The organism is Bradyrhizobium sp. PSBB068, assembly GCA_016839165.1.
Lineage (GTDB): Bacteria > Pseudomonadota > Alphaproteobacteria > Rhizobiales > Xanthobacteraceae > Bradyrhizobium.
Map to the genome: position 1 here is coordinate 3,193,480 of CP069300.1, position 26,286 is coordinate 3,219,765.

A 26,286-nucleotide genomic window follows, 5' to 3' on the forward strand; every position below is an offset into this window, starting at 1 on the left:
GAAGCGTTTCATGAACCGGCAACGCGTTCCAACTCCAGAGGGTAGATGTACAAAGTCGCGGGAACGCTCAATCTCAGTGCTGGCGATCTGGTGGGGCACCTGAACTGCCGCTATCTGACCGCGCTCGATCTCAGGGTTGCCAACGGCGAATTGGCTAAACCGAAGATTTGGGATCCTGTGCTCGAGGTGCTGGCGGAGCGCGGAACACTGCACGAGCAGGGGTTCATCGAGCACATCGAGGCAAGCGGTCTGACGGCCACCGTCGTCGAAGGTGTGGGTGTCGACGCCAAATCGATTGCCGCCACCAATGCCGCGATGGCCAGGGGAGATGCGATCATCGTTCAGGGGGCGCTGCGGGCTGGACGCTGGAACGGCCGCACCGACGTTCTTCGGAGGGTGGAGACGCCGAGCCGGTTCGGGCCTTGGTCCTACGAAGTGATCGACACTAAGCTCGCTCGCGAGACGAAGGGCAATACGGTCCTTCAGATATCGCTCTACTCTGACCTGCTGTCGGAGACCCAGGAGGCCGAGCCGACTTCCGCCTTCGTCGTTACGCCGGGTACGAACTTCGTCCCCGAGGCGTACCGGATCGCCGATTATGGCGCATACTACCGGCACGTCCGGAGCAGTCTTGAGAGTTCTGTCTCGGGATCCGTCGCCGGCGACGCCTATCCTGAGCCGATAGAACATTGCGAGATATGTCGTTGGCGCCGTCACTGTGACGAGAGGAGGAGGGCTGACGATCACATGTCGCTCGTCGCCGGCATCAGCAAATCCCAGATCGGCGAGTTGAAGAGACACGGCGTCGAAACCACGGCGGCGCTCGCGGCTTTGCCGTTGCCGCTTCCGTGGAGGCCCGATCGGGGAGCGGCCAAGAGCTTCGAGAAGATCCGAGAGCAGGCCCGGATCCAGGTCGAGGGGCGCACGAGCGGTTCGGTGGTTTACGAGACCTTGCTCCCGATCGCCGACTTCGGTCTGTCTCGCCTTCCGGAGCCCTCTCCGGGAGATATCTTCTTCGACTTCGAGGGCGACCCGTTCGTCGGCGACGGCGGCTTGGAATTCCTGTTCGGGTATGTCTACTCGGGCGAGGACGGCTCCGCACAATACGTCGGCGATTGGGCTTCCAATCGGCAGGAGGAGAGGGCTGCATTCGAGCGTTTTGTCGATTTCGTGACCGAGCGCCTGACAGTCCATCCCGGCCTGCATATCTACCATTTTGCTCCCTATGAGCCGGCGGCAATGAAGCGCCTGATGGGACGCTATGCGACGCGAGAAAACGAGGTCGACGGCTTGTTGCGGGCACAGATATTTGTCGATCTCTTTGCCGCCGTGCGGCACGCCATTCGTGCGAGTGTGGAGAGCTATTCGATCAAGAAGCTCGAGCCGCTCTATTCGTTCGTGAGGATCGTGCCGTTGGAGGACGTGGGCGGGGTGATGGCTCGCACGCAGGCGCGTCTCGAATTGGCAGACAGCGCCGGTATTCCCGAAAGCGACAAGGCGACGATCAGGGGCTACAATCGGGATGACTGCGCGTCCACCGAGGCCTTGAGACGCTGGCTGGAAGCTGTTCGAGCGGACCTCATCGCTGATGGCGCCGTCATCGATCGGCCGGCGGCGGCAACGTCCGAGATCAGCGCCGAACTGGACGAATGGCAAAAGAAGGTAGCGGCGCTTGTTGCGCGTCTGACGGACGGCGTGCCCGACGACGTCGAGGAACGCAGCGCCGAACAGCATGCGCACTGGCTCCTAGCGTTCATGTTGGATTGGCACGGGCGCGAAAAGAAGGCCGTCTGGTGGGAATACTTCCGGCTTCGCGATTTGTCCGCCGCAGATCTTCTCCATGAGCGCGCCGGCCTGGCAGATCTAACGTACGTGGAACAGGCCGGCGGCACCGCCAAGGCGCCGATACATCGCTACCGGTTTGCGCTGCAGGATACCGACATCCGAGCCGAGGACGACCTCAGGAGCATCGGGGGCGACAAATTCGGACGCGTGGTCGCCATTTCGCACGACGGGCGCACCATCGACATCAAGAAGCGTGGAGACACGGCAGCCGTTCATCACGAGGCAGTATTCGCCCATAACTTCGTCGATACGCAGGTGCTTGCCGATTCGCTGATGCGGATCGGCGTGTACGTGGCGGATCATGGAATGTCCGGGGAAGGAGACCACCGTGCTGCCCGCGACCTTTTGATGGCCGTGGCGCCTCGTCTTCGGGGGCAGGAACTACAGGTGGACGGCGAGGCGACGCTGGCAGCGGCGATCCGCATAGCGCTCAATCTCGACAGCAGCGTTTTTCCGGTACAGGGGCCCCCCGGTGCAGGGAAGACGCATACCGGTGCTCGCATGATCTGCGCCCTCGCAAAGGAAGGGAAGACCGTCGGGATCACGGCGAACAGCCACAAGGTCATCCGCAATCTTCTCGATGAGGTCGTCATCGCGGCCAGCGAACAGAATATTCCGATCAGGTGTATCCAAAAGCTCTCCGACAAGGAGGACGATCGTCCAGGTCTGCGGTTCACCACCGACAACACGGCTTTTCTCGGTGCTCTGCATTCCGACTGTAGGGCGGGGGGCGGGACGGCTTGGTTTTGGGCGAGACCTGACGCCGCTCGAAGCGTCGACGTGCTTTTCATCGACGAAGCCGCGCAGATGTCGCTTGCGAACGTACTGGCCGTCTCCCAGGCCGCTGAAAGCATAGTGTTGTTGGGTGACCCTCGGCAGCTCGAACAGCCAATCCAAGGAAGCCATCCCGACGGTGTCGACGTCTCGTCGCTCAACCATATTCTCGGCTCTCACGCCACGGTGCCGGCCGACCGAGGTCTATTCCTTCCGGAGACTTGGCGCCTGCATCCGCTGATTTGCTCGTTCAACTCGGAGCTCTTCTACGACGGCCGATTGCACCCCCGCCCAGGCCTTGAGAACCAGGCGATCAAGTCTAAGAGCAGGCTTAGTGGCGCGGGCCTTCGCTATCTCCCCGTGACACACGATGGGAATCAAAGCTCGTCGCGGGAGGAGGCCGATGCGATCGACAGCCTCGTTTGCGAAATCCTGGCGGGCGGGACGACTTGGATTAATCGTGAGGGAGTCGAAGGGCCGGTCGGATTGGACGATATATTGATCATCGCTCCTTATAACGCACAGGTGTTCGAGCTTCAGGAGCGCATTCCCGGCGCCCGGGTGGGCACGGTCGACAAGTTTCAGGGGCGCGAAGCGCCGATCGTGATCTATTCGATGACCACTTCAAGCCACTCGGACGCCCCGCGCGGCATGGAGTTTCTTTACAGCGCCAATCGTCTGAACGTCGCGACTTCGCGTGCAAAGTGCATCTGCGCCGTCGTCGCATCGCCCCGCTTGTTCGAACCGGAGTGCCGTACGCCGCGCCAGATGCAACTTGCAAATGCGTTCTGCAGATATCTGGAGTTGGCCACTCGCTTGTGATCCAGATTGAATGACAAGGTAGGCGAAGCTAATCGGAATGGCGCTAGAGTTGGTACTGTTGCGAGTTGACCATGGACCATGGTCCGACCAGTAGGATCCGGAAACCGGCAAAGTGTCCGCGACGAGGGAGTAGGCTTGGCGCCCAGGTGGAACTCGACAGAAGTGAACAACGTCTCGGCTTTCACACTCGCATCCACCGCGATCGCAGGGCGTCGACTTCAGTGCGACTCTTATGCCTTTGCGGTGTTCAGGACTTTGCCGTCTTGGCGGCGCGTTTCGCTGGCGTCCGCACGGCCAGCGCGGGTGTCGAGGTCTTGAGCGCGAGCACGGTCGTGACGAAACGGATTCCGTAAGTCGCGGCCGAATGCCTTACGATGATGTATTGGACAATGAGCAAAGCGCAGTAGATCGCTAAGACTCTGGGTGGGTGGACGCTAAAGAGCGCAACAGCGCCGAAGCCAACAAGGAACAGGGCTGCAAGGCCGGTGTAGTCGCGCAACAACAGGAATTCACGATGGACCTGTTGCACGCTCTGGTCATTGTGCACCTCCTTGTAGAGGCGGTACCATGCGGCGTTTTCAGCCTCGGGAGCTGGCAGCGACTTCATGTCGATCAATTGGGCGAGCTTGTCCTGGTCGATCCGCGGATCGCGGTGCGCGTATCGGCTGAATGCGCGGTTGCCTGGCAGTGCGTGATGCCATCGTAGGAAGACAAGCCTTGCCTTCATGTCGGCATCGAGCAGTCCGTTCGCGACGGTCGTCACGACGGTGGCGAAGCCGACAGGCAGAAGCTGAGTGGCGCTGTTGACCAGCGCCCGGTAGCCTGAGCTTTCGAAGTCGCTGAAATTGAGCGCGGCGTAGAAGACGGCTGAGTTCACGGCGATAAGCAGCCACAAATGCCAGCGGTTCTGGTCCTTCAACGACTTCGAGTTTCCGGCCGTGGTCATGAGTATTCCTCGACCCTGGTGAAGAACGGCAGCCCGTCGACGCTGGAGTAACCGGTCCGCATCGGGAAGCCGCCGCGGTGGACCTTGGTCGAGCCCTGCGTGGCGATGATTATGCCGCCCCGGCGCTTGAACGCGTTCAAGACAATCTTGCGAGGGTGGTTCGTATCGTCGGCGGGGGCGGAGACATACGCCGAAAAACGCGGATCGGCGTACTCCGGCTGTACCGGTCCAAGCAGTCTTGTCAGCACGGTCGGCCCGACGTTCCGGCGGCTTCCGTGGTGCGGGATCTGCACGAACGTGAACCGCTGGAGCGGCAGGCCGACTCTGACCGCGTAGTCGGCGGACCAGGTCAGGGCATTCACGCCGGCGTCGCCGGTGAGGAGAACACGCTGCTCGTTTTCGAACGCCCCGTACAGGACGACGCTCGACTCGTTGCTGGCGCTGGTCTGTCCGCCGTCCCGCAACCGCTCCTGAGCCCAGGTTTCCGTCGTCCAGTTTTCCACCTTCGAGCGGGCGGCTTCGACGAGTCTGCCTATGAAAGAGGCCTTCCCAAGCCACATCGACGCCGCCTCGATCGCTGTCTGGTCCGGATCCGGCGTTTTCTCGAACTGGGGCAGCAGGTGCAGATAGACGGCCCGGCTCGGCGACAGGACGTGGAAGGGGCCGATGTTCTGCCCCTGGAACGGCTGGTTGATGGTGACGCGCCTTGCCAGCGCCAGATCGACGATCTCGCCGATGATGTCGTACTCCTTCTTCACGGCGGTCTGGAGGCCGAGCGGCGTCCAGCGGGTGTCCGCAAAGAGGTGCTTCACCTCGGGCGCCAGAAGCCACGGTACATGCAGCCAGAGATTATCGACCGGAATCTGCGCCAACACGGTCCGCAGTCCCGATGCGTGATCCGCGTCGGAGTGAGTTAGGACGACGTGTTCGAGTTTCGCGCCGAGCCCGAAATGCTTCCGCAGATGCGCGACAATCTCGTCGCCGGTGTCGGCGGTGCCACCATCGATAAGCATCAGCTTGAAGTCGACGGGTGTGCCGTAGCGCAGGATGATGGCGTCGCCGGCCTTGCTGCCAGTGCCGACGGGCATGAACTCGATTTCGCAAATCACTTAACGACTCCATCGTTGGGCGCCGCCGGTGCGCCGGGATAATACTTCGCGAGATTTTCGTGGTCGGACAGATTTGTCGGGCGGTACGGTGCGCGGCTGTAGAAATGCGGGACACCGTCGGGCGCATCGAAGCGCTTGTAGACCGATGAATGCAGGATGCCGCAGGGCTCGACCTTGCGGTGGCCTTCCGTCCACTTGAAACGCCCGCCGAAGTATCCTGGCTCGCGTGCGTCGTGCTGCGGCCCGAACGGGTCGGGATTGAGTTGCAGGAAGCGGTCGTCGACCTTGATGCCGTTGCCGGTCGGGGTCTTGCCGTCGGGCAGGTTGACCGCGGCGTGGACCATCCAGCCGAGCGAGATGTCGGAGAGGCGCGCCTCGTTCTCGGGATAGCTGCCGCCGACATCGGAATGGTTTCCGGAGAACCACACCTGCTGCAGCCAGTCGGGGTATTCGTCGGGTCGTCCGGGACCCTTGTTGTGAACGCCACCCCAGATCACCCGGGCGAAGTCAGCGCGGTTCTCGTCGATCGACAGCGCGTGCCAGACCCTGTTGTTGAGGTGCAGGTCGTAGAACTTCATCTTCGGTGACGCGAAATGCCAGCGCTGCCACCAGTGGCCCGGCAGCCCGGCGGCGAACTTGATATGTGTGACTGCGTAGCCGATCGCCGCTGCGAGCGCGCTGATCCCGGCCAGCGTCAGGAAGGTCGGCAGAAACGCAAAGAGGAGAAACGACTGCGCGAAGCTGATGCCGGCGAGCACGGCGGCGGCGCCGGCGACTAGCGCCGCCGACAGCAGGTAGCTGCCCAGCGACGCGACGGTGTCGAACACACCGATGAAGAACGGCACGATGTTCGGCTCGCCGTTGTCGTCGGACCCGTACTTCTGCCGGAAGTTCGCCGCGAGCGCCTTGCGCTGCTCCACATAGGCAGTGTCCTTGGGCGAACTGACGAACTGATAGACCCCTTTCACCGCCTCCTTGGCTATCGCCGTCGAGCCGCCGACATCGCGCCGCAGCGGTGTGCCGACCGGCATCCGCGTCGGAACGCCGCAAAGTGAGAGCACCGCCGCAAGACACCTGATCGTGTAGGCGCCGCGGCTGAAGCCGAACAGATAGATGCGATCGCCGGGCTCGTACACCCGCACAATCCAGGCGTAGCAGTCGATGATGTTGGTGGTGATGCCGAGGCCCGTCGCCTGGCTGGCGACATTGTGCAGCCAGCGCCAGGCACGCGTGATGAAGAAGGCACCGTGGGGCGGCTGCGACCCGAGGCCGGCGTCGTAGAAGGCGATCTGTTCGCCGGCGCTGATGTTGGTGTCCGGTCCGCAGCGCGTGGCGCGGAACATCTTGTAGATGTTCGACCGGTTCTCGTCAGGGGTCAGACCGCCGGCCTGACCGGTGCCGTCTGAAAATACCAGGATGTTCTTCGGCATGGTGTCCTCGTCGCATACGTTGCGATCGAGGAAGCGGCGGCCTTGGCGATCGGGTGGCTGGTCCTAGCCGTGGCCGCGCGGGCATGAAGAATCGCTACATCGATCTTTCCAAATTTTGCCGTCCGGTCAGGGCGGCATTAACCGTACAGATAAATCTGACGCTTGCGATTGTCAAGACGAGCGCTATAGAATCGTCCAAGTGAATCTTACGGTCCGAAAATGCGGGCCTTTTGAGAGGCTTACGATGTCATTAGCCACCAAGTTGAAGGAGTTGAGGGTCCGCCGGAAGCAGTCGCTGCAGGATGTCGCCGATGCCATCGGCGCCTCGAAGACCCACGTTTGGGACCTGGAGACCGGCCGTAGCAGCAATCCGTCGGTCGATCTGCTGACCAAGCTGGCCACTCATTTTCAGGTCCGGATCGCCGACCTTGTCGGTGAGAACCCCAACTCGGCCGACGAGGACGAGAAGCACGTCGCCTTGTTTCGGGAACTCAAGCAGCTATCTGATCCCGACCTGGAGACCATTCGCATCCTGATGCAGCGGTTGAAGGACTCCGATCGAAAGTAGTTGCGATGCAGATCTCGCGCATGGACCTTGCCGATAAGGGATCCCCGGAGGGGATCGTTATGGCCATCCTGAAGGCTGAGCCGAACCTGCCGATTCCGGTCCCGATCGAGGAGTTGTGCCGGCAACTCGACATCATCGAGATCCAAGCGCTCATCACTCAAGGCTTCGAGGGCGGTCTGCTGACTGACCGCGAGCGAAGCCGTGGCATCATCCTAGTGAAGAAAGGGGTGTCGCCGCAGCGTCGCAGGTTCACGATGGGACATGAACTGGGGCATTTTCTGATGCCATCGCACATGCCGGACGAGGAAGGCCGTTTCCTTTGCTCGCAGGCCGACATGACGCTGCTCAAGCCGAAGGAGGGCGACCGTCGTGCGAAGATGGAGGTCGAGGCAAATCGGTTTTCGTCGCTGATCCTGATGCCGCCGCCAGCATTGCGGACCGAGATCGGGAAGAAGTCGGCGCCGAGCATAGAGCATATGCTTTCGCTGGCGACGAAGTTCGACGTCAGCAAGGACGCCATGGCCCGGGCCTACGCGGAATATCATTCGGAAACGATTGCCTTCGTGGTGGTCCGCGACGGCAAGGTGGGCGCGACATACCGCAACAAGACGAGATTTCCATTCATTACGGCTCTACGCGGCAAGGCCGTGCCCGAGAGGTCGTTGTTCTATCGCAAGTGCCTGCAAGTCGGCGTGCCGAGCGACGTTGATACGCGATTGCCCGAAAACTGGATTGACGTCGAGCGCGGCCGACAGGCCCCGACGATGAGCGAGCAGGTCTATCTGCAGTCCAACGGCTTTGCCCTCATTATGTTGTGGTACGAACCCGCGGACGATCCGGACCACGATGAAGACGGTGAGCGCACAGCCAAGGAACGATTGAAGCATAGACAATCGCGGTACACCTGATCCGACGAGGCGGTCTGCCTTTCTTTCAAGGCTTCACGGTAAACCACCGTTCTACAGTGAGTCCTTCAACCATTGAGGAACGTTTGGATTGGCCTGAATGCGCCCGATAAATCCGGTGTCGTCCACGGCGGTCATGGGTTCGATTGCCAGCGGATCGACGTCATCGGGGCCCGGTAGCGTCGGCGCCGCGAACATCGGTCCCGCTGGGCGATCATCGTAATCCGGCACCGGGCGCCAGTGATCGACTACACCTTCCATCATCGGCGCGAGTGTGTGGGCTTCGCGAGCAACATCCTTGAGGTTAGCGAGCGCGTACGTCATCGTTGCGATGGCGCTGCTCAAGGACGTTCCTCCCAGCGGATGCGTCTTCGATTCGATGATGTCGAGGACGAGGTTTTGTTGCGCGATGCGGATGAGTTCGGCGTCTGCAGACCCCGGATCGATCAAGGTAGCGCGCCCCGCGCGCGGGCGGCCGTCGATAATGACTGCGATGATGTTAGACTCGTCTGCGTCGATAAGCTCGCGGTAGGGATCTCCGCCGGCGGTATCGATGATCATGAGGTCGGCGGTCCTGTCGGCTTGGATGGATCCGACATACGGCGCCCATCCCAACATGGCCGCCGGCGTTCGCGTGACCGCATCGACAAGTTCCCGGTCGGAAAAGATACCGCCCTCGTGATCGCTGACGATCTTCGCGATCTTTAGTTCGCCCAGCAGGTTTTTCGTCCCGCTCGGAGCCCAATCGCATCCGATGGCGATCGGGACGCCCGCCGCTTTGGCGCGCGCGACCTTGGTGGTCGCTCCATACAACAGCATGTTGCTCAGGGGCGACCAGACCAAGCCGCCGACCCGGTTCTGCGCCAGCGTTCGAAATTGAGGGTCATCAAGCGCGACGCCGTGTATCGTGACGAGCGAAGGTCCGATCAGCCAGGTGCCGTCGCCTTTTTGCAGGTAGTCGAACTTGGCTCGCGTTGTGGCATCGACGCCTTCGCAGAGATGGATGATGTAGGGTGTTCCCGCGGCTAGTGCCGGGCCGGCGCGGTTCTCGGCATCCTGCGCCGAGGTAAAGTCGTTGATGTAGTCGTCTGCTACCGGCCAATTTTTCACGGGAAATTCGACATTGCGTACAAGGCCATCGTAGTAGGACCTCATAGCGCTGCCGTTTTGGTAGAGGATGCCTTGCGTTGTTGTCACGCCCCCCAGTATCGCCCGGCACTCGACGAAACGGACGAGCGCCTTCGGGTACGTGGCAACCGGATGATTGCAGAGCAGATAGTCGGTATTCGAGACCCAGCGCTTATAGCCCGGATCGTTTCGCCAAATCCCCCGGTTATCGAAGTGCTGGACGACCGGCCACATCGGAATGAAATTGTATGACGGGTGGTTGTGCAGTTCGATCAGTCCCGGATAGATGCTGCCGCCGGTCACAATCAGCTTCGCCGCGTCGAACGGAGCCGGCAGGCCGTCGGACCACGCGCCGACATGGACGATGGTCTCATCGGCTACGCAGACGAAGCCGTCGGGGATGACATCGTGGGCGGCATTCATGGTGACGACGCGCCCACGGAGGACATATCGCTTTACCGCACCGGCTAAGCCGGCTTTTTGCAGCACCGTCAGCCGACTGGTCTCTTCCCGAAAATAGGCCATGTTTCCCCCAAAGCTGTTCTCGCGTCTACCGCGCAGCATAGCCTAATTGAGCGCCCGGATTGAATCGAGTCGGGAGTTGCCTTTTTGCCCGTGCGCCGGTCGCCGAAGGCTGGATTTGCGCACAAAGGGATGCGAACGGCGTTCCTTGGCTTTGCGTTTCCAGTTCAGTTTCCAAGAGCTACATCGAGAGCGCGGGCAAGCCGGACGGCCGCTTTCTGAAGTTGCTCTTTCACGACGGGCTCGTTTGCCTCGAGATATTCGGCGCCGATCGCCACGCTATTGCTAGGCATGTCGCAGGAGTCCGCGCGCATCTCGCAGTATCCCGTCTTGACGGCTTCAGAGATTGAGAAGGATTCGTTTGCCCAGTCCCTCGGTCCGGAGGACGCCCATCGGGCCTGCCTTTCGGGAGAGATGCCACCCATCAGCTCCGTTACGGCGTCCGAAGTGTCGGGGCCGACCGCATATAGAACGAGGCAATTGTCCCATGCCGAGTGCAGATTTCCGGCGCCTGCCCGGTTACCCTGATGGTATTGCCGCCGCGATCGTCTTCGAAGGAGACGTGCAATGGTTGATGGATGTCGCCGACCCAGTGGCCCAGTGATTTCAGGGCAATCAGTCTGTCGGCATCTGTACTGGTCTTCGACGAAAGCACCTTGGAATCGTCCAGGATCGCAGTGACTACGCACTTTTCGGACTTCGGGCAGTGGTCCGAGGTGAGACCCTTGGAATCTCGCGCCAAGTTCACATAGTGCTCCGTCGAGCGGATACGCGGCAGCCCGCGGATAGGGTGATCCGGGTAGACGCAAGAGTCGGCAAAGGTTTTGAATTCGGTATCGAGTTCCATCAGCTTTTGAATTGCGGCGCGCGTTATTGGTTGAGCAAGCCTGAAAGCAATTTCGCAGATAATTTTATGTCCGGGGTCACTCCACGCCCGAGCCTCGGCGCTAAGCAGGATGCAACCCAACGCGACGAGTGCAAGGCTGTGCAACATGGCCTTCACGCTGCGGACCGATCTTCCTTGTCGGCGCCACGGGCGACGATCGACAACGCATCGTCGGGTAGTGGCCGCTGAAGGGCCTTGGCTTCGTCCCACGGTGCGCGCATCCAGACGTCGCGCTCTTCGTCGGTGGTCAGGATCACCGGCATGGCCTTCGGATGGATGGGCTCGACGACCGCGTTCGGCGACGTCGTCAGGAAGCCGTAGACCAGGTGAGGGCCGGGGACCGGCTTGGACTTGGTGCCCCGGTCGCCCTTGAACTCGGTCCAGATGCCCGCGAAAGCGAACAGTGGTCGGGACTCGTCGAGCGCGAACCAGACGACGTCCTTTTTCTTGGTCTCAGGGTTCGGCTCGGGTGCGTATTCCGAAAAACTGTTCGCGGGTACCAGGCAACGATTTTCCGGCTTCAGCCAGCCTCGCCAGTGCGGCGACGACGTGTTCCGGATGTTGGTGACCGGTGGGCCGCCGAATTTCGGCGGTGGCGGCATTCCCCAGCGCATCATGGCAAGCTCTCGTCCAGCGTCGGCGTTGCGTACGACAGGCGCGGGGTAGTCCGGAAACACGCCGGGAATGGGAGGGAGATTTCCGACGTACCTGTTCACGACCCTGAAGAGACGACTGACAGCCTCTTGGTTAGTCGTGATGCTGTACAGATTGCACACCGCTCAGTCCCTCGCTTCTCGCGAATCAATTTTGGGCAGTTCGCAGCAATGTATGTGCGCCAACTTCAAGCCTTGAGCGCCGAGATTTCCAGGCAAACCGTGCAGCTCCGCCTGACCCGCCAAGGTGGCGGAGATCGCCGGTTCGAGCGCTTGACACCTGTAGAACAAAATGAGAACATTCTTGGGATTTTGTCAACTGGAAATCTGGCTTGTCGCAGCGCGCGCTTCGTGCGTTGAAGGTTTAAACCAAGTAACGGCTGAACTCGATTGAGCAGGAGCGAGGAACATGGCCGAGGTCACGTACTACGTCGCGCTGCCATTCGTCGCAAGTGATGATGGCGTTGCGGCCGGCGAGCCGACGGAGTGCTTCAATCCGAACGCCGCGGTGATGCGCGCGGGGTCACTTTCGCGCAAAGAGGGCCACGTCGGTGCGGTCGCGTTCAGTCGGACAGGGGACCCGGCGACGGGGGAGTTCAGCGACGCTTGCGTAATTCGGAAATTCGGCGACGTACCTTACGATCTAAGCGCGCTTTGAAATTGGAGTGGAAGTATGCTTGCGAACGACCTAAAGGAGCGATTCGATTGGGCTCTCTATCTGAACCTTGAGGCCTACGAGGAGCTGCCCGACGGGAGATCGTTCGTGCGATCGGACGAAGCTGAAGCGGCGATCGGGATTTTCGAAAGCCTGCATGGCTCGGTTGAGAAGATACCACCTGCCTTGCTCGCGGCCTCGGAAGCGCTTCGCCTGACGACGCCGGATTTATTCGAGGCGGCATTGACGCGCCGCGTGCAATTGGTTGGATCCGACTTCTCGCCGGTCAGCGCGACGGAATTTGTCAAAGCGCTGAACCGAGATGTTCAACGCGAAGGCGTCCCACTCTTGACTAGCCAAGCGGCAGGCTAGGGCCTGGCGGCAGTCGAAAACGCCGGAGGCGTTGCGTCGTATGGCGCGAATTGAACGGCGAAATCTGCAAGTCGGCATAGTCGCGCGTGCAGATCGACGAAACGCGTCAACGCATCGCATGTGGTGTCGGCACCGGGACGCGTGTTAATAGCCATCGCAATTGCTCTGACGGGCCCCGTCGGGCTGTCGCGCTCTTCGACGACGAGCCATCGCGCCATCGCCCCAATATGCTCGCGGTGCAGGAACAGATTTCGGTACTCGCCGATGTCGCGCAGCCACGGGTCGGCCGCGGTTTCATCCGAGTCTTCAAGAAGGCGCTGCACTAGCGCATCGCTCAGCACCGCCGAATTCACCGGCCGCTCTGTCCATTGTCGCAGGCGCGCGAGAGCGTCGATATTGTCCGGTGCATTGACACGCAACCTTGCCACTCGCGCTAGGTAATCCCGCGCGCTTGCCATTTCGGAAAGCAACGCGTGAAAGGCGAGATGCAGATCGTCCATTGCGAGGTTGGAAAATCTAGTTCCGACTTGTTGGCCCCTGGCCAAGGCCGCCTCAAGTTGCTTGTTGTATTCGTCCGATGCGTTTCGCAACTGCAGTCCGGCGGCCCGCAGGCTGACCGACAGGCTGCGCGCAAGCCTGGCGTACACTTCATTGCCGGCGGCCCGAGCGCTTGACGAGATCATTGCCCATGAATCATTGGCCGCGTGCGCCAGCCTTGGCTGGCCCAAGAGCGGCGTCCAGGTCCGCGCCGGCAAGTTCGGGTCGGTAGATATAATCTCGTCCCCGCCGAACAGGATCAGACCCAGTGAAGCACCGAGAGCCTGAATCTGACCTTCTGGAACTCCCCTTATCGCACCTGTGCGATCCGGGGAGAGCGGCCCGAGCTGCAAGCCGCCGGGACCTCTCACCGCACGGAGACCGCCCGTGAAATGCAGGACGTCGGTGACGGAAACCCGGCTCCGTGTCAGTCCGGTGATCAGCGTGGGTGATGTTGCCATTGTTGATTCGGTGAGGTGGAGCGAGTGTTGTAAGGTGAGCTATTGTTCGGACTGTGGCGAGCGCGAGAGTGCAGGAATCTGCGCGCGGAGTCCGAAGAAGATGCGCGCCCCTGGGGCGAGAAATTAGCTGAATGGAAGTCCGGAAGATCATCCACATTGACATGGATGCGTTCTATGCGTCCGTCGAGCAGCGCGACAATCCGGAATTGCGCGGCAAACCGGTCGCCGTGGGGGGCTCCCGCGAGCGCGGCGTCGTAGCGGCCGCAAGCTATGAGGCGCGGAAGTTCGGCGTGCGGTCCGCAATGCCTTCGATCACGGCGCAGCGGCAGTGTCCCGATCTGATATTCGTGAAACCGCGCTTCGATGTCTACAAGGCGATCTCTTTGCAGATCCGAGCTATCTTTGCGGAGCACACGGAGGTCATCGAACCGCTTTCGCTCGACGAGGCCTATCTCGACGTTACGGAAAATCTGCAAGGGATCCCGCTGGCGAGGGACATTGCGCTCGCGATCAGAGCTAAGATCAAGACTGAGACCGGCCTCAACGCTTCGGCGGGTATCTCCTACAACAAGTTTCTTGCCAAGCTGGCGTCCGATTACCGGAAGCCGAACGGCCAATATGTCATCACGCCTGAGATGGGACCGGGTTTCGTCGAGACGCTGCCGGTCGGCAAATTCCACGGCATCGGACCCGCAACCAATGCGAAGATGAACGCACTAGGTATCTTCACGGGGATGGATCTACGCCGTCAGGAACTGGCGCTTCTAGAGGCCAACTTCGGAAAGGCCGGGGCCTACTATTATTCGATCTCCCGCGGGATAGACGAGCGACCGGTGCGGGCCAACCGCATCCGGAAATCTGTCGGTGCTGAAAACACGTTTGCGACGGACCTGACCGAATTCGAGCCGATGGCCGCAGAGTTACAGCCTTTGATCGACAAGGTTTGGCGGCATTGCGAAAGCACCGGAAATCGGGGTCGGACAGTTACGCTGAAGGTGAAGTTCGCAGATTTCGAGATCATTTCGCGCAGCCAATCACTGCCCGGTCCCGTCGATAGCCGGCTTGAATTGGAACGCGTGGCGATCGAATTGCTCGAAAAACTGATGCCGACGCCGAAGGCAGTCCGCCTGCTCGGGGTATCGATATCCGCTCTGCAGACCGACCGCGCTTCCGAAGCACCGCAGATGCTGCTGGAACTCTGAGCGATGCTACGACGTTCACACTCTGTGATGGAGCTTCCGGATTTTGGGCCTCGGGTCGTGGGCGTCATCCCGACAGGCCGGGCTTCGCGGCACGCAACAGGATAAATGGCCTTTTAGTGAAAGGCTCAATATACTCGCCTCTGTAGTTTGGTTTTTTTGAGTAGCTTGATGGTTAAGCGTGCCCCGATCCGCGTCCAGATCCCAGGCTCCAAGCCTTCGGAAATGCCAGGATTCATCAAGCCGCAACTGGCAACGCTTAAGTCCAAAGCCCCTAAAGGGAATTGGCTGCACGAGATTAAATACGACGGCTACCGGGTTCAAATCCATCTGAATAAGGGGAAGCGGAAGGTCTACACCCGCAACGGGCTGGACTGGACAAAGCGGTTCTCCTTGATAGCTGGCGCCCTCGACCTATCCGGCCAGGCGATCATCGATGGGGAAGTGGTAGTCATCCACGAGGGGCGGACGAACTTTTCAGAACTCCAGGCCGAACTGGCGCGGGGTGATCAGGATCGGCTCATTTTCTACGCGTTCGATCTCCTGTACCTCAACGGATATGACCTTCGCGGCACGCCTCAGATTGAGAGGAAGCGGGCACTTCAGAAGCTCCTGCAGGACATCGAAGTTCCGGTTCTGTACGGCGAGCATCTGATAGGTGACGGCCAAAAGATGTTCGAACATGCCGCCAAGCTGAATTGGGAAGGGATCGTTTCCAAAAACCCGGACGCGCCCTACCGGTCGGACCGGAACGAAGCCTGGCTAAAGATCAAAACGGTTCAAAAAGGGAATTTTCCGGTCGTTGGATTTGTGAAGGACCCGACCGGTGTCGCTGCTCTGTATCTCGGGAGGAGGGACGGGAAAGACCTCGTTTATATGGGCAAGGTCGGGACCGGCTGGTCGCGGACGGTGTCGAGCCGAATTCGAAAACAACTCGATACCGTAGTGAGTCCGAAATCCAAACTCACCAAACCAATAAAGAAGCCTAAGGCAGTGTGGGTCGAGCCTGCGTTCACCGCCGAGGTCGAGTACCGGGACATTACCTCGGAAGGGCTGCTTCGGCAGAGCTCATTCAAGGCATTGTCGAAAAAAACTGGTCGGTAGGGGCCGGCGGCGATAACCCTCAGCGTGGACTACCTGCGCCGACAGCGGGAGGGCCGACGAGCGCGCCGATTACGTCCTCCGTCATAAGACTGGAAGCAGGAACGTGCCGGTCGTATTCGTTGGCGATGTCCAACCAGGTCTGAACACCCAGACGCTGGGAGAAATCCCTGCCTCCCAAATCGCGCGGCAACCGGTTTGGGCAGGCGATCGCCCAACCGAAAGGAAGCTCGTCCAGCTTCTTGAACGAGATGTTACCGGAAGGGCGACGTGTTGCGGCTCCGACGGAACCATGACGTCTCGAAACTGCCGGTGACTCACGTACCGCCTCCCGGCGCGCCGCGCGCAAGAGTGGACTTGACGAATACAAATAGTATGCGACCATAGGTTGTTAAGGACGGGAGGTAGCAATGGCCAAAAAGCCCAAAGTGAGTCTGATCGTCTCTGACGACAAGAACGTCAAACTGAAGGTCCGACCAGGCAAGCTCAACATCGTTCAGGTCGAGACGATCACTCCGGACCTCAAGAAGGCCGGCCGTGTTGGGGCGCGACTTTGCGGGTACGGCACGAATATGTGCCTCGCCATCATCGATATCGACAAGTGACGGCAGGGCGGCATCGTCTGCGATCGTCACGATACAGCTTTTGCGTTCCGATTGGCGACGACAGCGTATTGTATAATGCGGTTACGGGAGCCTCCGTCCGGATGGCAGGCGGCGACGCGCGCGAGCTTGCGCTGCTCCTCTGTGGTCCTCCACGGAAGGTGGCGACCAAAAACATTCCGAGCGCACTTCTGACTACTCTGCGGCGAGGCGGGTTTCTCGTCGAGCACACTTTCGACGAACTCGCGACGATCCGCGAGCGTTACAAGCGTGCGCGCGGCCGGACTCCGATGGTTCTTACGTTAACGACCACGCAGGATTGCAACCTCGGCTGCTACTATTGCTACGAGGAAAGATCCCGCGACGCCCTGGCCGAAAGCGATGTGCCCTCGGTGGTTGGCTGGACCCGGCAGCGTCTTGCAGCGTCGGGAAAAGACAGTCTTCACGTCGACTGGTATGGAGGCGAACCGCTCCTCAACATCGACTTCATCGATGCTGCGTCTGGGGCACTCCAATCGCTTTGCGAAGAAATGGGAGTCAGCTATTCCGCCTCCGTTATCTCGAACGGGACATGTTGGCCCGACGATGTCGCCGGGTTCGTCCGGCAGCACCGCATTCGACAGGTGCAGATCTCGTTCGACGGGCTCAAGGCAAATCACGACAAGAGAAGGCGATATCGAAAGGGAAGGGCGCCGGATCCGTCCGTTTCCTCTTTCGAGCAGGCGGCCGCCGTTGTCGATCGACTGCTCGACGTAGTGCGCGTCGACCTGAGGTTCAATGCCGACCACGGAAACCAGGGCGATCTGGAGGCCTTCATCGAATTCTGCAGGGATCGCGGTTGGTTCGATAGGCCCTTTCCTTGCATCTTCCAGCTCGCCCGGATATCTGACTTTTCCGAGCGCGCGGGCTTCCTAAGTCGCTCCAAACTTCCCGAGGAGGAGTTCGAGAGGCTTCGCGAAACATCTCGCCAGATGGTCCCGCATGAGGCGATGTTGGACGAGACGACGACTCGCTCACTCTATCCGCTGCCACGGACCTCGGTCTGCGCGGCTCTCGCGGACGATTCCATCGTGATCGGAGCCGATGGCAACCACTACCGATGCGGGCTTCAGGTCGGCGAAAAGCAACGGCCGGTCGCCATACGCGGGGCCGAGGGTGAAATGACGCCAGGCCGCGACGCGGAGTGGTGGACCGCCTTCGACCCTACGCTCCAGCCGAACTGTAGCCGCTGCTCGTTCCTGCCGGTCTGTTGGGGTGGCTGTCCGAAGAAGCACCTTGAAGGAGATTCGCATTCCCTACATGAGCAGAGCCTCTACTGGCGCAAGGCGCTGCCACAGAAAATCGCCTGGCAGTTTGGTGTGGCCCTGGAAGAGAGTACTTTCAGTTTCACCGAAGCCGATCAGTTTCGACCAGTTTTGCTCGAAAGGTGAACGGGGCCTGATTTCGCTTGGCCTACCAGAAACGGTGTACTGCCACATTCCGCGCATGCGGGTGCCGATATCCACCTTGGGTCCTTGGCTCAGGCACGTGCAGCGGTACCGGCCGGCGCGAGCGGCCAAGCCGTGATCGCAGCCTAGACGTCCCCTCGAGGATGACGTGGCTGCCAACCAAGTTGGAGCAAGGTCGCGGAGGGCGCCGCCCGGCCTTGGCGCACTTGCGGCAGCGCAGGCGGCTTGCAAGATCGTGCACGAAGGTGGTCGGCGGATGCTTGAGGGCTGCCAGATCGACGTCGTTCGGGGTCTTGCACCGTGAACACTGGATTTCCAGCCAGGGAAAGCCGCCGTTGATCGCCTGATCAATGGTTGGCGAGGGGTCGATCGGCTCGCCATCGCTCCACATCCGCTCGTTCCAGCTTTCGCAGAGCAATCTATCGGCCTGCTGGATCAGCGCAGCGCCCTTGGTTCGCATCTCGGCTGATTGCGTAGCCAGTATGCCGGTCATCGCGCGTGCTTTCCCTAATTCCTTCGTCAGAGCCTTTCGGTCTCCGCCTGACAGCGGTGTGGGGTGGTGTTTTGACGCCATCCGGACATCCAAGCGCAGACCAAACTCGGGGTGCAGGCTAGGTCATGTCAAATCCCGGCCAGCACCCGTCTTCTTCGTGTCTTCCGGTGCGCTGCTGGCAGGTGTTGTCGAGCAGTCGCTGCGCGACGTCCTTCCAGACCGCTTTGCCGCCATACAATCGGACTGCATCGGCGGTCTGGATTTCGACGGTCCGCTCGCAGCGGCGGCAGGAGATCCGCAGCACGTGGTGCTGAATCTCGGAAAGACGTCGCTGCCGCATCTGGGCGCCGGTCGCATCGGCGCGAGGGTCTTTGAGGACCGATTCCCAATATTCCGCCGGGAGGGGAGCATCCGGAGCCGCAGCGGAGGAGCGCCGCCTGCGGACGGCTTCAGCGGCCAGCTTTTCCATCTGCTTTGGGGTCGGCATGCGCCAGCTCGCGGGTCGGTCGGACATTATGAATTAGAACATAAAGAGAACGAAAGTCGAGTCTGATCGAGCCGCTCCGTGAAAAAAACCTCCTGTTGGAAAGGTCGCGATGTCGGAACCAAGCCAGGCCATTCGTCTTGAATCCGACATCAGTAATGGAGTTCCACCGCAATGGCTCCCCGAGCTAATTGGAAAGGCTTCCTGCGTCTTTCCCTCGTCACCTGTCCGGTAGCGCTCTATCCGGCCACGTCGGAATCCGAAAAGGTCTCCTTCAACCAGCTCAACCGGAAGACCGGCCATCGCATCAAGTACGCCAAGGTGGACGCCGACACCGGCGAGGAGGTCGCCAACGAGGACATCGTCAAGGGTTACAAGGTTGACACCGACACCTTCATTGAGCTGACGAAGGAAGAGCTTGAGAACGTCGCGCTGGAATCGACGCGAACCATCGAGATCGACGAATTCGTCGACCGCAGCGAGATCGATCCGCGATATCTGATCCGCCCATACTATTTGGTGCCGGACGGGAAGGTCGGCCACGACGCCTTCGCCGTCATACGTGAAACCATCCGAGAGATGAACAAGGTCGCGATCGGGCGCGTGGTGCTGACCAATCGGGAGCACATCGTCGCGCTCGATCCGCTCGGCAAGGGCCTAATGGGAACGCTGCTGCGCTATCCCTACGAGGTGCGTTCTGCGGACGAATATTTCGACGACATTCAGGACGTAAAGGTCACAAAGGACATGCTTGATCTCGCCAGGCATATCGTCAACCAGAAGACGGGCCACTTCGAGCCGAGCAAGTTCGAAGATCAGTACGAAAATGCCCTCATCGATCTCATCAACCAGAAGCGCGCCGGCAAACCCATCACCGCGAAAGAGCGCCCCCGCGGGGAGAACGTGGTGGATTTGATGGACGCGTTGCGCAACAGCATCGGCGGAGAAGCAGCCCGGCTTGAGCCTTCAAAAAAATCGGCTAAGAAGCCCAAGAAGGCAACGCCTGGTCAGAAGGAAATGCTCATGCCGATCGCCGGCAAGAAAACGGCGAAGGAAGCCGCGGCAAAGAAGCCGGTGGCCAGACCGCAGCGGAAGTCAGCCTAGAGCTTGTCGATTCCAACTGAATACTACCGGCATGGCATTTCGTGTCTTGATCATCGGTGGACGGGCATGTAGCGGCTGCGGTGATGCATGCGTTGGCTGCTGACCCCGGAAACGTCTTATGGCGAGAAAACTGAAGACCTACCAGACTTCGCTGGGGTTCTTCGACCTGGCGATCGCCGCCCCATCGATGAAGGCGGCTCTGGAAGCATGGGGTGCCGACAGCAATCTCTTCCATCAGGGTGCGGCGAAGGATAGCGACGATCCGGACGTCATCGCTGCAACAATGGCGAAGCCTGGCATCGTTCTCAGGCGGCCCGTTGGGTCTAGCGGATCTTTCGGGGAGCGTGCCGAACTGCCCAGAAATCTGGGTGAGGGCGGAAGACCGACGAAGGCCGCCGGCAAGTCGAAAGGCAGTAAGACGAAGAAGGCTTCCTCTCGTCCCGTCGACAAGGCGGCGGGGCGAAAGGCCGCTCTCGCATTCGAAAAGGAGCAGAAGCGGCGCGAGCGCGAACGGGCGAGCGAAGAAGCCGCCAGGCAGAAGGAGTGTGAACGCCGGCAGCAGGCGGTCGACAAGGCACAGGCGGCGTTGGAGAAGGCCGAGGAAGTGCACACCAGGAAAGCCACGAACATCCAAGTCGAGGTGGAGGCTCTCGAGAAGAGATCGCGAGAGGAAGACGCCCGCTGGGAGAAGGAGAGGGAGCGATTGGAAGGCGCGCTGCGGCGCGCACGGGGCTAGGCCGCTCTAAGGGCCGGCCACTGGCTGTCGGCTTGGTCCGCACGGATGCGAGGTCTCAGTCGCTTCCTGCAGGTCAACGACCGACCGAGCCGCTATGCAAGGCCATGTGCATAAACGGCTGGTCCGATTGCCTAGGTATTGTGTCGTCTCTCAACCACGGACAAATCGCCGAGCATGTGGCCTTGAGAGACTTTTCAGATTCCGAAATTACTTTTTCTTCTTAGCGGTCTTCTTCTTCGCAGCCTTTTTCGCCTTCTTTGCTTTCTTCGCCATAATGCCCTCTCGATGTTGCCTCGAAGGCGGCGCTGAGAATCAGCACACGCGCAAACAGATTACACCAAAAGGCTTAAATTTCATTGATGGCTCGGCCCGCGTGTCTCGATGCGGAAGTCCCAAGTAGTTGCGCGGTACGCTGCGATCTCGCATCTACCCGTGCTCCTCACATTCCCGGATTGCATCCGCTTCCAACAGAACCGATAAAGCCCACCGTCCAGCGAGCGAAACGCGGCCCGCCGCTCCTTCATAACCGGCATTGAATCACGCCTCTCGCCACTCGATACGAAACCTTGAGGGCGCGAACCGTTCGGCTGGTAACACATGGCAGGGATTCGAAATTGGAGTGGGTCGAGCGGCCAGAGGGCTCCGAGGACCGTCGAGCCCGAGCCCCCGCTTGAAGCACTTAGACGGCTTTGAGGCGTTCCGCCAATGATAGGCGTCCCAGCTTCTTTGCGGCGCCCTCTAGGCACGCGCAAAAATTTGTCTTCTCCATCAGGTGCGAAATCTCATGCTGTGGGTTTTGGGCTGCCGCATGCTCCGCGAGGGTTCGCGCTACCTCGCGCTCGTGATATTCCGAAGCAATACCGTCCCGTTGGAGGTAGAACATTGCCTCAAGTTCGGCCAGCGCCTCCGGCGATAGCCGTACCGCAATCGACTTCTGCACCTCTTGGAATGCCGCCGCTGCTTCCTTCATGCCATCAAACCGTTTGGGGTCGAAGTAGTCCAGGCCAAGATCGCCATCATCCTGGGCCCGCGGAGGGTGCAAACGCCGCCACTGTTCGACAACCCATACGGCGTCGTCGTCCGTGAGATGCAAATGGTTGCTCTCAATCCCCAGAACCGATCCCATTTCGCGATTCTGCTGGATCTGATCGAGCGCGATTGAGAATTGCTTGTTGCTTAGGCCATAGCGTTCTTTGATGGCCGCCTTTTGCTCGTCGAAAGCTCCCGTATTCCATGCTTCGCGACGCGGTAAGAGGCGCGCAATTTCAAGCAGATCGGCTCTCGAGCAGCGGTTCGTATATGCACCGGTGGCCCGCTCTCTGATGTAGTCCACCGTCCGGTACTTGAGCGCTGACAACAGTCTCTCTAACGCCAGCAGGCTCGCTCGAATGAGCTGCAGATTGGCGGTCCCGTAATTCGCGAGGCTCGGATCATCATCCCGGTTCCGGTGGTATCGCAACTCCTGCCCATCGGAATCGATCCGCGACAGGCTTTCGACAAAGGGCTTGAGCGCGGTGACAGTCTTGGACAGATTCTCGTCCCCAATTTTGCTGTTGTGCAGGTGATCCCAATACGCCTTGATGTTGTGACTGAGTTTGCGCCCATCGTCCGCTATTACGCCTGCTTCGATAAAATGCTCCGTCGAGAATTTGAGGGCCAGCTCGACCGCATGCCGTGCGTTGTAGAGTATCGGCAAGACCAGCGTGTCACGCTTGCTAAACATTTGCTTTTCGATGATTGCATCCGCGAGTTCAATCGCGGCCTCTATGAATCCATCGAGATAGTTCTCTTCATGCCCCTGCCTACCGATAAGGGCATTCCACTGTCCGTCAAAGACTCGCTTAAAAAACGGATCATTTTCGTAGGGATCTGGCTCTTCGACTTCTGCATCATCCGGCTTGTTCCGTGCTACCACTTCCTTCTTTTCCTCGGTCGCACTGCTCTGTCGGGGAGCGTCCATTCCTGTCGTGTTGACGAACTTGCGAAATTCGGAATTTGCCTTCTCACTTTCGAAATGGAAGGTCATGTATCCGCTGCGAATTTCTACGAAGCGGTCGGAGTCGCCTGCGATTTTCCTCGCCTCATCAAATAAGACGGAAAATTGTGGCGTGTCTGCTTCGACTCGAGTTACGTGATCGCAGTTTCTGGGCAAATTCCGGCTCTCCAGTCCTGGCGCTATTTTGCATCCACAATGAAATTTAGGCTGGCAAGTTCTTCGTTTGTTAGCGCGAAAGCGCCGGCTTGAGTGGCGGCTACGAGTTGGGTCTCACTTTTCGCTCCCGGAATGACGCGAATTTCTGGCGCTTTCGACAAGAGCCAGGCGAGGGCGACTGTAGCAGGTGCTACGGCTCTCGACGCGGCGATCTGCCAAAGCGGCGCAAGATGGTCGGTTATCGAGGCCAGCCTCTCAGACGCGAACCGCTCGTCGTTTCGACGATAATCGGTCGATACCCGATCGTCCTTCGCTGCTCCGTTGCCCGCCAGTATCCCGCGTCCTAGAGGAGAAAAGCAGACGAACTCGGTCGCGGCTTCACGCAAGCGCGGTATCAACTCCTTCTCCGGCCTACGTCGGATCAAGGAGAATTCGTCTTGAACGAATGATATGGGATGTATGGCGCGCGCGCGTTGGAGAATTTGCCAATCGATGGCGCAAAGTCCCAGAGCCAACACCTTTCCCTCGCGAACTAGCTCCGACATGGTCCCGACAACGTCCTCGATTGGTACCCTTGGGTCTAAGCGGTGCTGGTAGAGCACGTCGATGTGGCCACGGCGCAACCGTCTTAGCGAGCCCTCGACGCTGTGCCGGATTGCCCGCGAGGTACTGTCCAAGCCAACGATCTTACCGTTTTCCAAGCAATAACCGAATTTGGTCGCTATTTCGACCGCGTCTCGATTGCCACCCAGGGCTTCGGCCAGGAGTTCTTCGTTGGCGTAGGGGCCGTAGAGCTCTGCCGTGTCGAAATGAGAAACGCCGAGATCCAAGGCCCGGCGGATGAGATTGAATGCTGTTTCACGCGGAACAGGGCCATAAATGCCTGTAAGAGCCATGCAACCGAGTCCGATACGACGCAATGACGGGTCGGGAAGTGGGTACATTAGGACGCTGCAGTCGGAAGTCGTGAAATGATGAACATGACGGTCTGCTTCAATACGTCTCTCCCGTTGGAAGACGTCAGCCTCAGCGCGTCCGGCGTAAGCTCGGAAACAAGCATGTTGATATGACGCCCGGCGGCGTCGCGAAATTCGGTGTCCGGGTCCCGCCCTTTGCCGATCTCGACACTTTTGTCGAGGAATGTCGCGATAAGAAGGTCGTAGTCGGGTGTGTGTGCCTTGACGATTGTGGCCAGTTCGTCGAGGCGCCGCTCATCGAGCTCTCGGTGCGACACCTGCAGCGCGGCGCGCAAGTAACCCAGCGCATCGATAACCGGGCGATCGACGAGGATAACGTCGCTGGTCAGTGACGCCTCGGTCTCTCGGCGCATGCACTCGGCCATGATCCACAAGGTGCTTTCGAACGTGTGCTTCGTCAGGATCGGAAAGCCGAGCGATAGCGCAGCCCGCGCGATATCGGATATCCGACAAACAATCAATCCCGAGCGTTTAAGCTCCTGCTCAAGCGCATCGAAAAACGTGCTCTTGCCAGTGGAGTGGGTGCCGGTTATGCCGATTTTGATCGGCGGCCTGATCAAAACATTGATCCTTGTCTGGGATCGAGGATATTCGCCTCTTGAAGCGCCTTGGCGCGACGCTCGCTCGGAAGGGGTGACAGCAGATCGATCAGGATCAGGGCCGTTAGCGTCGCATCGTAAAGCGCGGAGTGGTGGCTCCGGCCGCTGAGTTGGGCCGCCTGGTCCGCAAGGCCTAGTTCAGTTCCCAGGTTGGCTAGTCCGTAGGAGGGCAGACCCGGTCTCAACGCCTTTGCAAGTTTCAAGGTGTCGATAGCAGCCGGAGGTGACCAATCCGCGATCGACCTGGAAAGAATGTCAACCTCCACTCTGACGTTGTGGCCGACGATCGGCGTACTCTCGATCCATTGGAGGATGTCGTCGGCGATGTCCTCCATCGAGGGAGAGCCGAGTACATCGTCGTCTGTTAAGCCGTGTATTCGGGTTGCCGCCGGATGAATCCCGTGCTCCGGGCGTACAAGCCAATGGCGTTGATTCCCGGTCAAGGCAAGCTGCTCGACTTCCAGCATGGCGAGTTCGACGATCTCCGGTGGCGTTCCGCCGCTGCCTTCGACGTCGATAACCCAGATACGATCGGTTGCTATTTCCATCCGAGCTCTGCCCGTCCGTGGCGCCCAAGAAGGTGGGGATGGGCGCGGTCGTGTACCTGATAGTTCAAGGTGTGCTGGATAAAGTAGCGTTGCTGTTCCGAACTGCCGTCCAGTTCGATTTTGCGGTGATCCACGGAAATCCCCTGGGGATCCAAGCCGGCGAGTATTGCGAGTTCTCTTACTTGAGCGCGTTCCGGCATGCGGTGCGCAGAAGCACATCGCGAAATTTGCTCAGCGGGACAGATATCGCAGATTTCCCGTATGCCATAATGGCCATTATAGTCTGTTGTCCGATGAGCGAAAGCTACACCGCAAGAGGTCTTTCGAAAGAGCGGCCTTCCGGTGAATGTGGCTAGGACTCGCCGTTCCGTTTCCGCCGGGAGGATTTTTCTGCGCGCGATTTCGGGGTAAATATCGGGAACGCCGGCGAGACGGAAGTGCTCGCGGATTTCAGCCCGGTGGAACAAACCGGTGAACACGGTGGCATCGGCGAGAGAGGACAATGCCGACGCCCGGTCTAAGTGCACGTCGCTGTCGTTAAAACCCGAAATCAGAGGTCGCCAGTACAAGATCGACTTTGTTCTCGACGCATGCTTGTCGAGGACACGAAGCGAGTCTTCGGCGATGGCGCTGTCGACGGGCTCTATCCGATTATCGTCGATTCCGGACCAGGTCACCAATACCGTCAGCTGGAGATTCTGTAGACGCTCCAGACGCTCGACGTCGGACGGCAGGATCTTCCATCTCGTGATCACTAGGACGGGGTTTGTGAGGCCTCTTAGATCCAATTCTTCGAGTGTTGCAAAGAGATGATCCTTTACGCCAGGCAGGAAAGGATCGGTCGCACGATTGAAGATCTGTATGGGAGTGGTACCGACCCGGAAGGCCCAGTGATCCACTAGTTGAGTCACCGCCCGACAATCGTCCAGCACCAGATGCGGTTGTTTCATTTCGTAGTTCTGGAACAGGTGACGCACGCAGTAACCGCAGTCGAGCGGGCATCCCACGACATGATTCAGACTGAGGCCGGACTTTCGATACTCGACCACGTTCCGAAGTGCGTCCGGAAGGTCGGTTGGGGCTGGTCGAAGTCCTTTCACGGTGCGCAGTCCGATCGTAGGTAAGAAACGGAAAGCCCGACGCTCGCGCCGGCTAACACCTCGCGCGCAACGCGAGAGACGTCATAACACTAGTTACTAGAAGTTGAGAAATACGCAATAGACTTACTGG

General features: G+C 59.7%; 24 protein-coding genes and 1 pseudogene. 11 read left to right on the forward strand and 14 right to left on the reverse strand.

All coding sequences use genetic code 11. The features are described from left to right. Window positions 1-45: 45 nt before the first annotated feature. On the forward strand, window positions 46-3,441 hold the full coding sequence (locus JQ507_14815) for a TM0106 family RecB-like putative nuclease (GenBank protein ID QRI72654.1): 3,396 nt from the start codon (window positions 46-48) through the stop codon (window positions 3,439-3,441). A 247-nt stretch (window positions 3,442-3,688) separates the two neighbouring features. Here the strand turns inward: JQ507_14815 and JQ507_14820 are convergent, their stop codons facing one another. The 3 genes from JQ507_14820 to JQ507_14830 are packed head-to-tail and all read right to left on the reverse strand — an operon-like array spanning window position 3,689 to window position 6,926. Further along, window positions 3,689-4,387, reverse strand: coding sequence for a hypothetical protein (locus JQ507_14820; GenBank protein QRI72655.1), 699 nt, complete (start codon window positions 4,385-4,387; stop codon window positions 3,689-3,691). Then, on the reverse strand, window positions 4,384-5,496 hold the full coding sequence (locus JQ507_14825) for an MBL fold metallo-hydrolase (GenBank protein QRI72656.1): 1,113 nt from the start codon (window positions 5,494-5,496) through the stop codon (window positions 4,384-4,386). The genes JQ507_14820 and JQ507_14825 overlap by 4 nt, the downstream gene beginning before the upstream one ends. Beyond that, window positions 5,493-6,926, reverse strand: coding sequence for a DUF2235 domain-containing protein (locus tag JQ507_14830; GenBank protein QRI72657.1), 1,434 nt, complete (start codon window positions 6,924-6,926; stop codon window positions 5,493-5,495). Before JQ507_14830 ends, JQ507_14825 begins: the two co-directional genes overlap by 4 nt. 244 nt (window positions 6,927-7,170) lie before the next feature. Here JQ507_14830 and JQ507_14835 point away from each other — a divergent pair, with 244 nt between their 5' ends. Together JQ507_14835 and JQ507_14840 are read left to right on the forward strand one after the other, a co-directional pair. Then, window positions 7,171-7,494 carry a helix-turn-helix transcriptional regulator gene (locus JQ507_14835; GenBank protein ID QRI72658.1) on the forward strand — a complete coding sequence of 108 codons (324 nt, stop codon included), beginning with the start codon at window positions 7,171-7,173 and terminating at the stop codon, window positions 7,492-7,494. Between the two features lie 5 nt (window positions 7,495-7,499). Then, the gene (locus JQ507_14840; protein QRI72659.1) at window positions 7,500-8,402 is read left to right on the forward strand and encodes an ImmA/IrrE family metallo-endopeptidase; all 903 of its coding nucleotides are present in this window, start codon (window positions 7,500-7,502) and stop codon (window positions 8,400-8,402) included. A gap of 51 nt (window positions 8,403-8,453) precedes the next feature. Here JQ507_14840 and JQ507_14845 read toward each other — a convergent pair whose 3' ends face one another. The 3 genes from JQ507_14845 to JQ507_14855 all read right to left on the reverse strand — a co-directional run bounded on the left by JQ507_14845 (window position 8,454) and on the right by JQ507_14855 (window position 11,711). Further along, window positions 8,454-10,052, reverse strand: coding sequence for an amidohydrolase family protein (locus JQ507_14845; protein QRI72660.1), 1,599 nt, complete (start codon window positions 10,050-10,052; stop codon window positions 8,454-8,456). A gap of 430 nt (window positions 10,053-10,482) precedes the next feature. Continuing rightward, window positions 10,483-11,052, reverse strand: a complete 570-nt coding sequence (locus JQ507_14850) for a S1/P1 nuclease (GenBank protein ID QRI72661.1) — start codon at window positions 11,050-11,052, stop codon at window positions 10,483-10,485. Continuing rightward, window positions 11,049-11,711 (reverse strand): SOS response-associated peptidase, encoded by a 663-nt coding sequence (locus tag JQ507_14855; GenBank protein QRI72662.1) that lies wholly within the window; start codon window positions 11,709-11,711, stop codon window positions 11,049-11,051. Before JQ507_14855 ends, JQ507_14850 begins: the two co-directional genes overlap by 4 nt. A gap of 286 nt (window positions 11,712-11,997) precedes the next feature. Between JQ507_14855 and JQ507_14860 the strand changes: the two genes are divergently transcribed. Further along, window positions 11,998-12,246, forward strand: a complete 249-nt coding sequence (locus tag JQ507_14860) for a hypothetical protein (protein ID QRI72663.1) — start codon at window positions 11,998-12,000, stop codon at window positions 12,244-12,246. A gap of 15 nt (window positions 12,247-12,261) precedes the next feature. Continuing rightward, the gene (locus JQ507_14865) at window positions 12,262-12,615 is read left to right on the forward strand and encodes a hypothetical protein (GenBank protein ID QRI72664.1); all 354 of its coding nucleotides are present in this window, start codon (window positions 12,262-12,264) and stop codon (window positions 12,613-12,615) included. Here JQ507_14865 and JQ507_14870 read toward each other — a convergent pair. Beyond that, window positions 12,612-13,613: a hypothetical protein gene (locus JQ507_14870; protein ID QRI72665.1), complete on the reverse strand. Its 1,002-nt coding sequence runs from the start codon at window positions 13,611-13,613 to the stop codon at window positions 12,612-12,614. The two genes, JQ507_14865 and JQ507_14870, sit on opposite strands and share 4 nt — an antisense overlap. A gap of 131 nt (window positions 13,614-13,744) precedes the next feature. Here JQ507_14870 and dinB point away from each other — a divergent pair, with 131 nt between their 5' ends. The 4 genes from dinB (at window position 13,745) to JQ507_14890 (ending at window position 17,945) form a co-directional block, all read left to right on the forward strand. After that, a complete protein-coding gene (gene dinB, locus JQ507_14875; GenBank protein QRI72666.1) occupies window positions 13,745-14,815 on the forward strand; it encodes a DNA polymerase IV in 1,071 nt (356 codons plus the stop codon). A gap of 168 nt (window positions 14,816-14,983) precedes the next feature. Further along, window positions 14,984-15,916, forward strand: coding sequence for a non-homologous end-joining DNA ligase (gene ligD, locus JQ507_14880; protein QRI72667.1), 933 nt, complete (start codon window positions 14,984-14,986; stop codon window positions 15,914-15,916). Between the two features lie 407 nt (window positions 15,917-16,323). After that, the gene (locus JQ507_14885; GenBank protein ID QRI72668.1) at window positions 16,324-16,518 is read left to right on the forward strand and encodes a hypothetical protein; all 195 of its coding nucleotides are present in this window, start codon (window positions 16,324-16,326) and stop codon (window positions 16,516-16,518) included. 101 nt (window positions 16,519-16,619) lie between these two features. Then, window positions 16,620-17,945: an SPASM domain-containing protein gene (locus JQ507_14890; protein ID QRI72669.1), complete on the forward strand. Its 1,326-nt coding sequence runs from the start codon at window positions 16,620-16,622 to the stop codon at window positions 17,943-17,945. A gap of 143 nt (window positions 17,946-18,088) precedes the next feature. Here JQ507_14890 and JQ507_14895 read toward each other — a convergent pair. Together JQ507_14895 and JQ507_14900 are read right to left on the reverse strand one after the other, a co-directional pair. Continuing rightward, a pseudogene (locus tag JQ507_14895) lies at window positions 18,089-18,537 on the reverse strand (hypothetical protein). 37 nt (window positions 18,538-18,574) lie between these two features. Continuing rightward, window positions 18,575-18,970 carry a hypothetical protein gene (locus tag JQ507_14900; protein ID QRI72670.1) on the reverse strand — a complete coding sequence of 132 codons (396 nt, stop codon included), beginning with the start codon at window positions 18,968-18,970 and terminating at the stop codon, window positions 18,575-18,577. Window positions 18,971-19,114: 144 nt separating this feature from the next. On the opposite strand from JQ507_14900, the gene JQ507_14905 reads away from it, so the two are divergent. Next, a complete protein-coding gene (locus JQ507_14905; protein QRI72671.1) occupies window positions 19,115-20,044 on the forward strand; it encodes a Ku protein in 930 nt (309 codons plus the stop codon). 118 nt (window positions 20,045-20,162) lie between these two features. Beyond that, the gene (locus tag JQ507_14910; GenBank protein ID QRI72672.1) at window positions 20,163-20,780 is read left to right on the forward strand and encodes a cell envelope biogenesis protein TolA; all 618 of its coding nucleotides are present in this window, start codon (window positions 20,163-20,165) and stop codon (window positions 20,778-20,780) included. A gap of 679 nt (window positions 20,781-21,459) precedes the next feature. Here the strand turns inward: JQ507_14910 and JQ507_14915 are convergent. The 5 genes from JQ507_14915 to JQ507_14935 all read right to left on the reverse strand — a co-directional run bounded on the left by JQ507_14915 (window position 21,460) and on the right by JQ507_14935 (window position 26,171). Beyond that, window positions 21,460-22,806, reverse strand: coding sequence for a hypothetical protein (locus JQ507_14915; GenBank protein QRI72673.1), 1,347 nt, complete (start codon window positions 22,804-22,806; stop codon window positions 21,460-21,462). A 149-nt stretch (window positions 22,807-22,955) separates the two neighbouring features. Continuing rightward, a complete protein-coding gene (locus JQ507_14920) occupies window positions 22,956-23,828 on the reverse strand; it encodes an aldo/keto reductase (GenBank protein QRI72674.1) in 873 nt (290 codons plus the stop codon). A gap of 47 nt (window positions 23,829-23,875) precedes the next feature. Continuing rightward, window positions 23,876-24,469, reverse strand: coding sequence for an AAA family ATPase (locus tag JQ507_14925; protein QRI72675.1), 594 nt, complete (start codon window positions 24,467-24,469; stop codon window positions 23,876-23,878). Next, on the reverse strand, window positions 24,466-25,050 hold the full coding sequence (locus JQ507_14930) for a 3'-5' exonuclease (protein ID QRI73344.1): 585 nt from the start codon (window positions 25,048-25,050) through the stop codon (window positions 24,466-24,468). Before JQ507_14930 ends, JQ507_14925 begins: the two co-directional genes overlap by 4 nt. Further along, window positions 25,047-26,171: a radical SAM protein gene (locus JQ507_14935; GenBank protein QRI73345.1), complete on the reverse strand. Its 1,125-nt coding sequence runs from the start codon at window positions 26,169-26,171 to the stop codon at window positions 25,047-25,049. Before JQ507_14935 ends, JQ507_14930 begins: the two co-directional genes overlap by 4 nt. Window positions 26,172-26,286 lie beyond the last annotated feature (115 nt).

What these genes read in the sequence shown, in the direction of transcription:
- JQ507_14815 (QRI72654.1), top strand. Translation starts at nt 46, where the DNA reads ATGTACAAAGTCGCGGGAACGCTCAATCTCAGTGCTGGCGATCTGGTG.
- JQ507_14820 (QRI72655.1), bottom strand. Translation starts at nt 4,387, where the DNA reads ATGACCACGGCCGGAAACTCGAAGTCGTTGAAGGACCAGAACCGCTGG.
- JQ507_14830 (QRI72657.1), bottom strand. Translation starts at nt 6,926, where the DNA reads ATGCCGAAGAACATCCTGGTATTTTCAGACGGCACCGGTCAGGCCGGC.
- JQ507_14835 (QRI72658.1), top strand. Translation starts at nt 7,171, where the DNA reads ATGTCATTAGCCACCAAGTTGAAGGAGTTGAGGGTCCGCCGGAAGCAG.
- JQ507_14840 (QRI72659.1), top strand. Translation starts at nt 7,500, where the DNA reads ATGCAGATCTCGCGCATGGACCTTGCCGATAAGGGATCCCCGGAGGGG.
- JQ507_14845 (QRI72660.1), bottom strand. Translation starts at nt 10,052, where the DNA reads ATGGCCTATTTTCGGGAAGAGACCAGTCGGCTGACGGTGCTGCAAAAA.
- JQ507_14860 (QRI72663.1), top strand. Translation starts at nt 11,998, where the DNA reads ATGGCCGAGGTCACGTACTACGTCGCGCTGCCATTCGTCGCAAGTGAT.
- JQ507_14865 (QRI72664.1), top strand. Translation starts at nt 12,262, where the DNA reads ATGCTTGCGAACGACCTAAAGGAGCGATTCGATTGGGCTCTCTATCTG.
- JQ507_14870 (QRI72665.1), bottom strand. Translation starts at nt 13,613, where the DNA reads ATGGCAACATCACCCACGCTGATCACCGGACTGACACGGAGCCGGGTT.
- dinB (QRI72666.1), top strand. Translation starts at nt 13,745, where the DNA reads ATGGAAGTCCGGAAGATCATCCACATTGACATGGATGCGTTCTATGCG.
- ligD (QRI72667.1), top strand. Translation starts at nt 14,984, where the DNA reads ATGGTTAAGCGTGCCCCGATCCGCGTCCAGATCCCAGGCTCCAAGCCT.
- JQ507_14885 (QRI72668.1), top strand. Translation starts at nt 16,324, where the DNA reads ATGGCCAAAAAGCCCAAAGTGAGTCTGATCGTCTCTGACGACAAGAAC.
- JQ507_14890 (QRI72669.1), top strand. Translation starts at nt 16,620, where the DNA reads ATGGCAGGCGGCGACGCGCGCGAGCTTGCGCTGCTCCTCTGTGGTCCT.
- JQ507_14900 (QRI72670.1), bottom strand. Translation starts at nt 18,970, where the DNA reads ATGTCCGACCGACCCGCGAGCTGGCGCATGCCGACCCCAAAGCAGATG.
- JQ507_14905 (QRI72671.1), top strand. Translation starts at nt 19,115, where the DNA reads ATGGCTCCCCGAGCTAATTGGAAAGGCTTCCTGCGTCTTTCCCTCGTC.
- JQ507_14910 (QRI72672.1), top strand. Translation starts at nt 20,163, where the DNA reads ATGGCGAGAAAACTGAAGACCTACCAGACTTCGCTGGGGTTCTTCGAC.
- JQ507_14915 (QRI72673.1), bottom strand. Translation starts at nt 22,806, where the DNA reads ATGACCTTCCATTTCGAAAGTGAGAAGGCAAATTCCGAATTTCGCAAG.
- JQ507_14920 (QRI72674.1), bottom strand. Translation starts at nt 23,828, where the DNA reads ATGGCTCTTACAGGCATTTATGGCCCTGTTCCGCGTGAAACAGCATTC.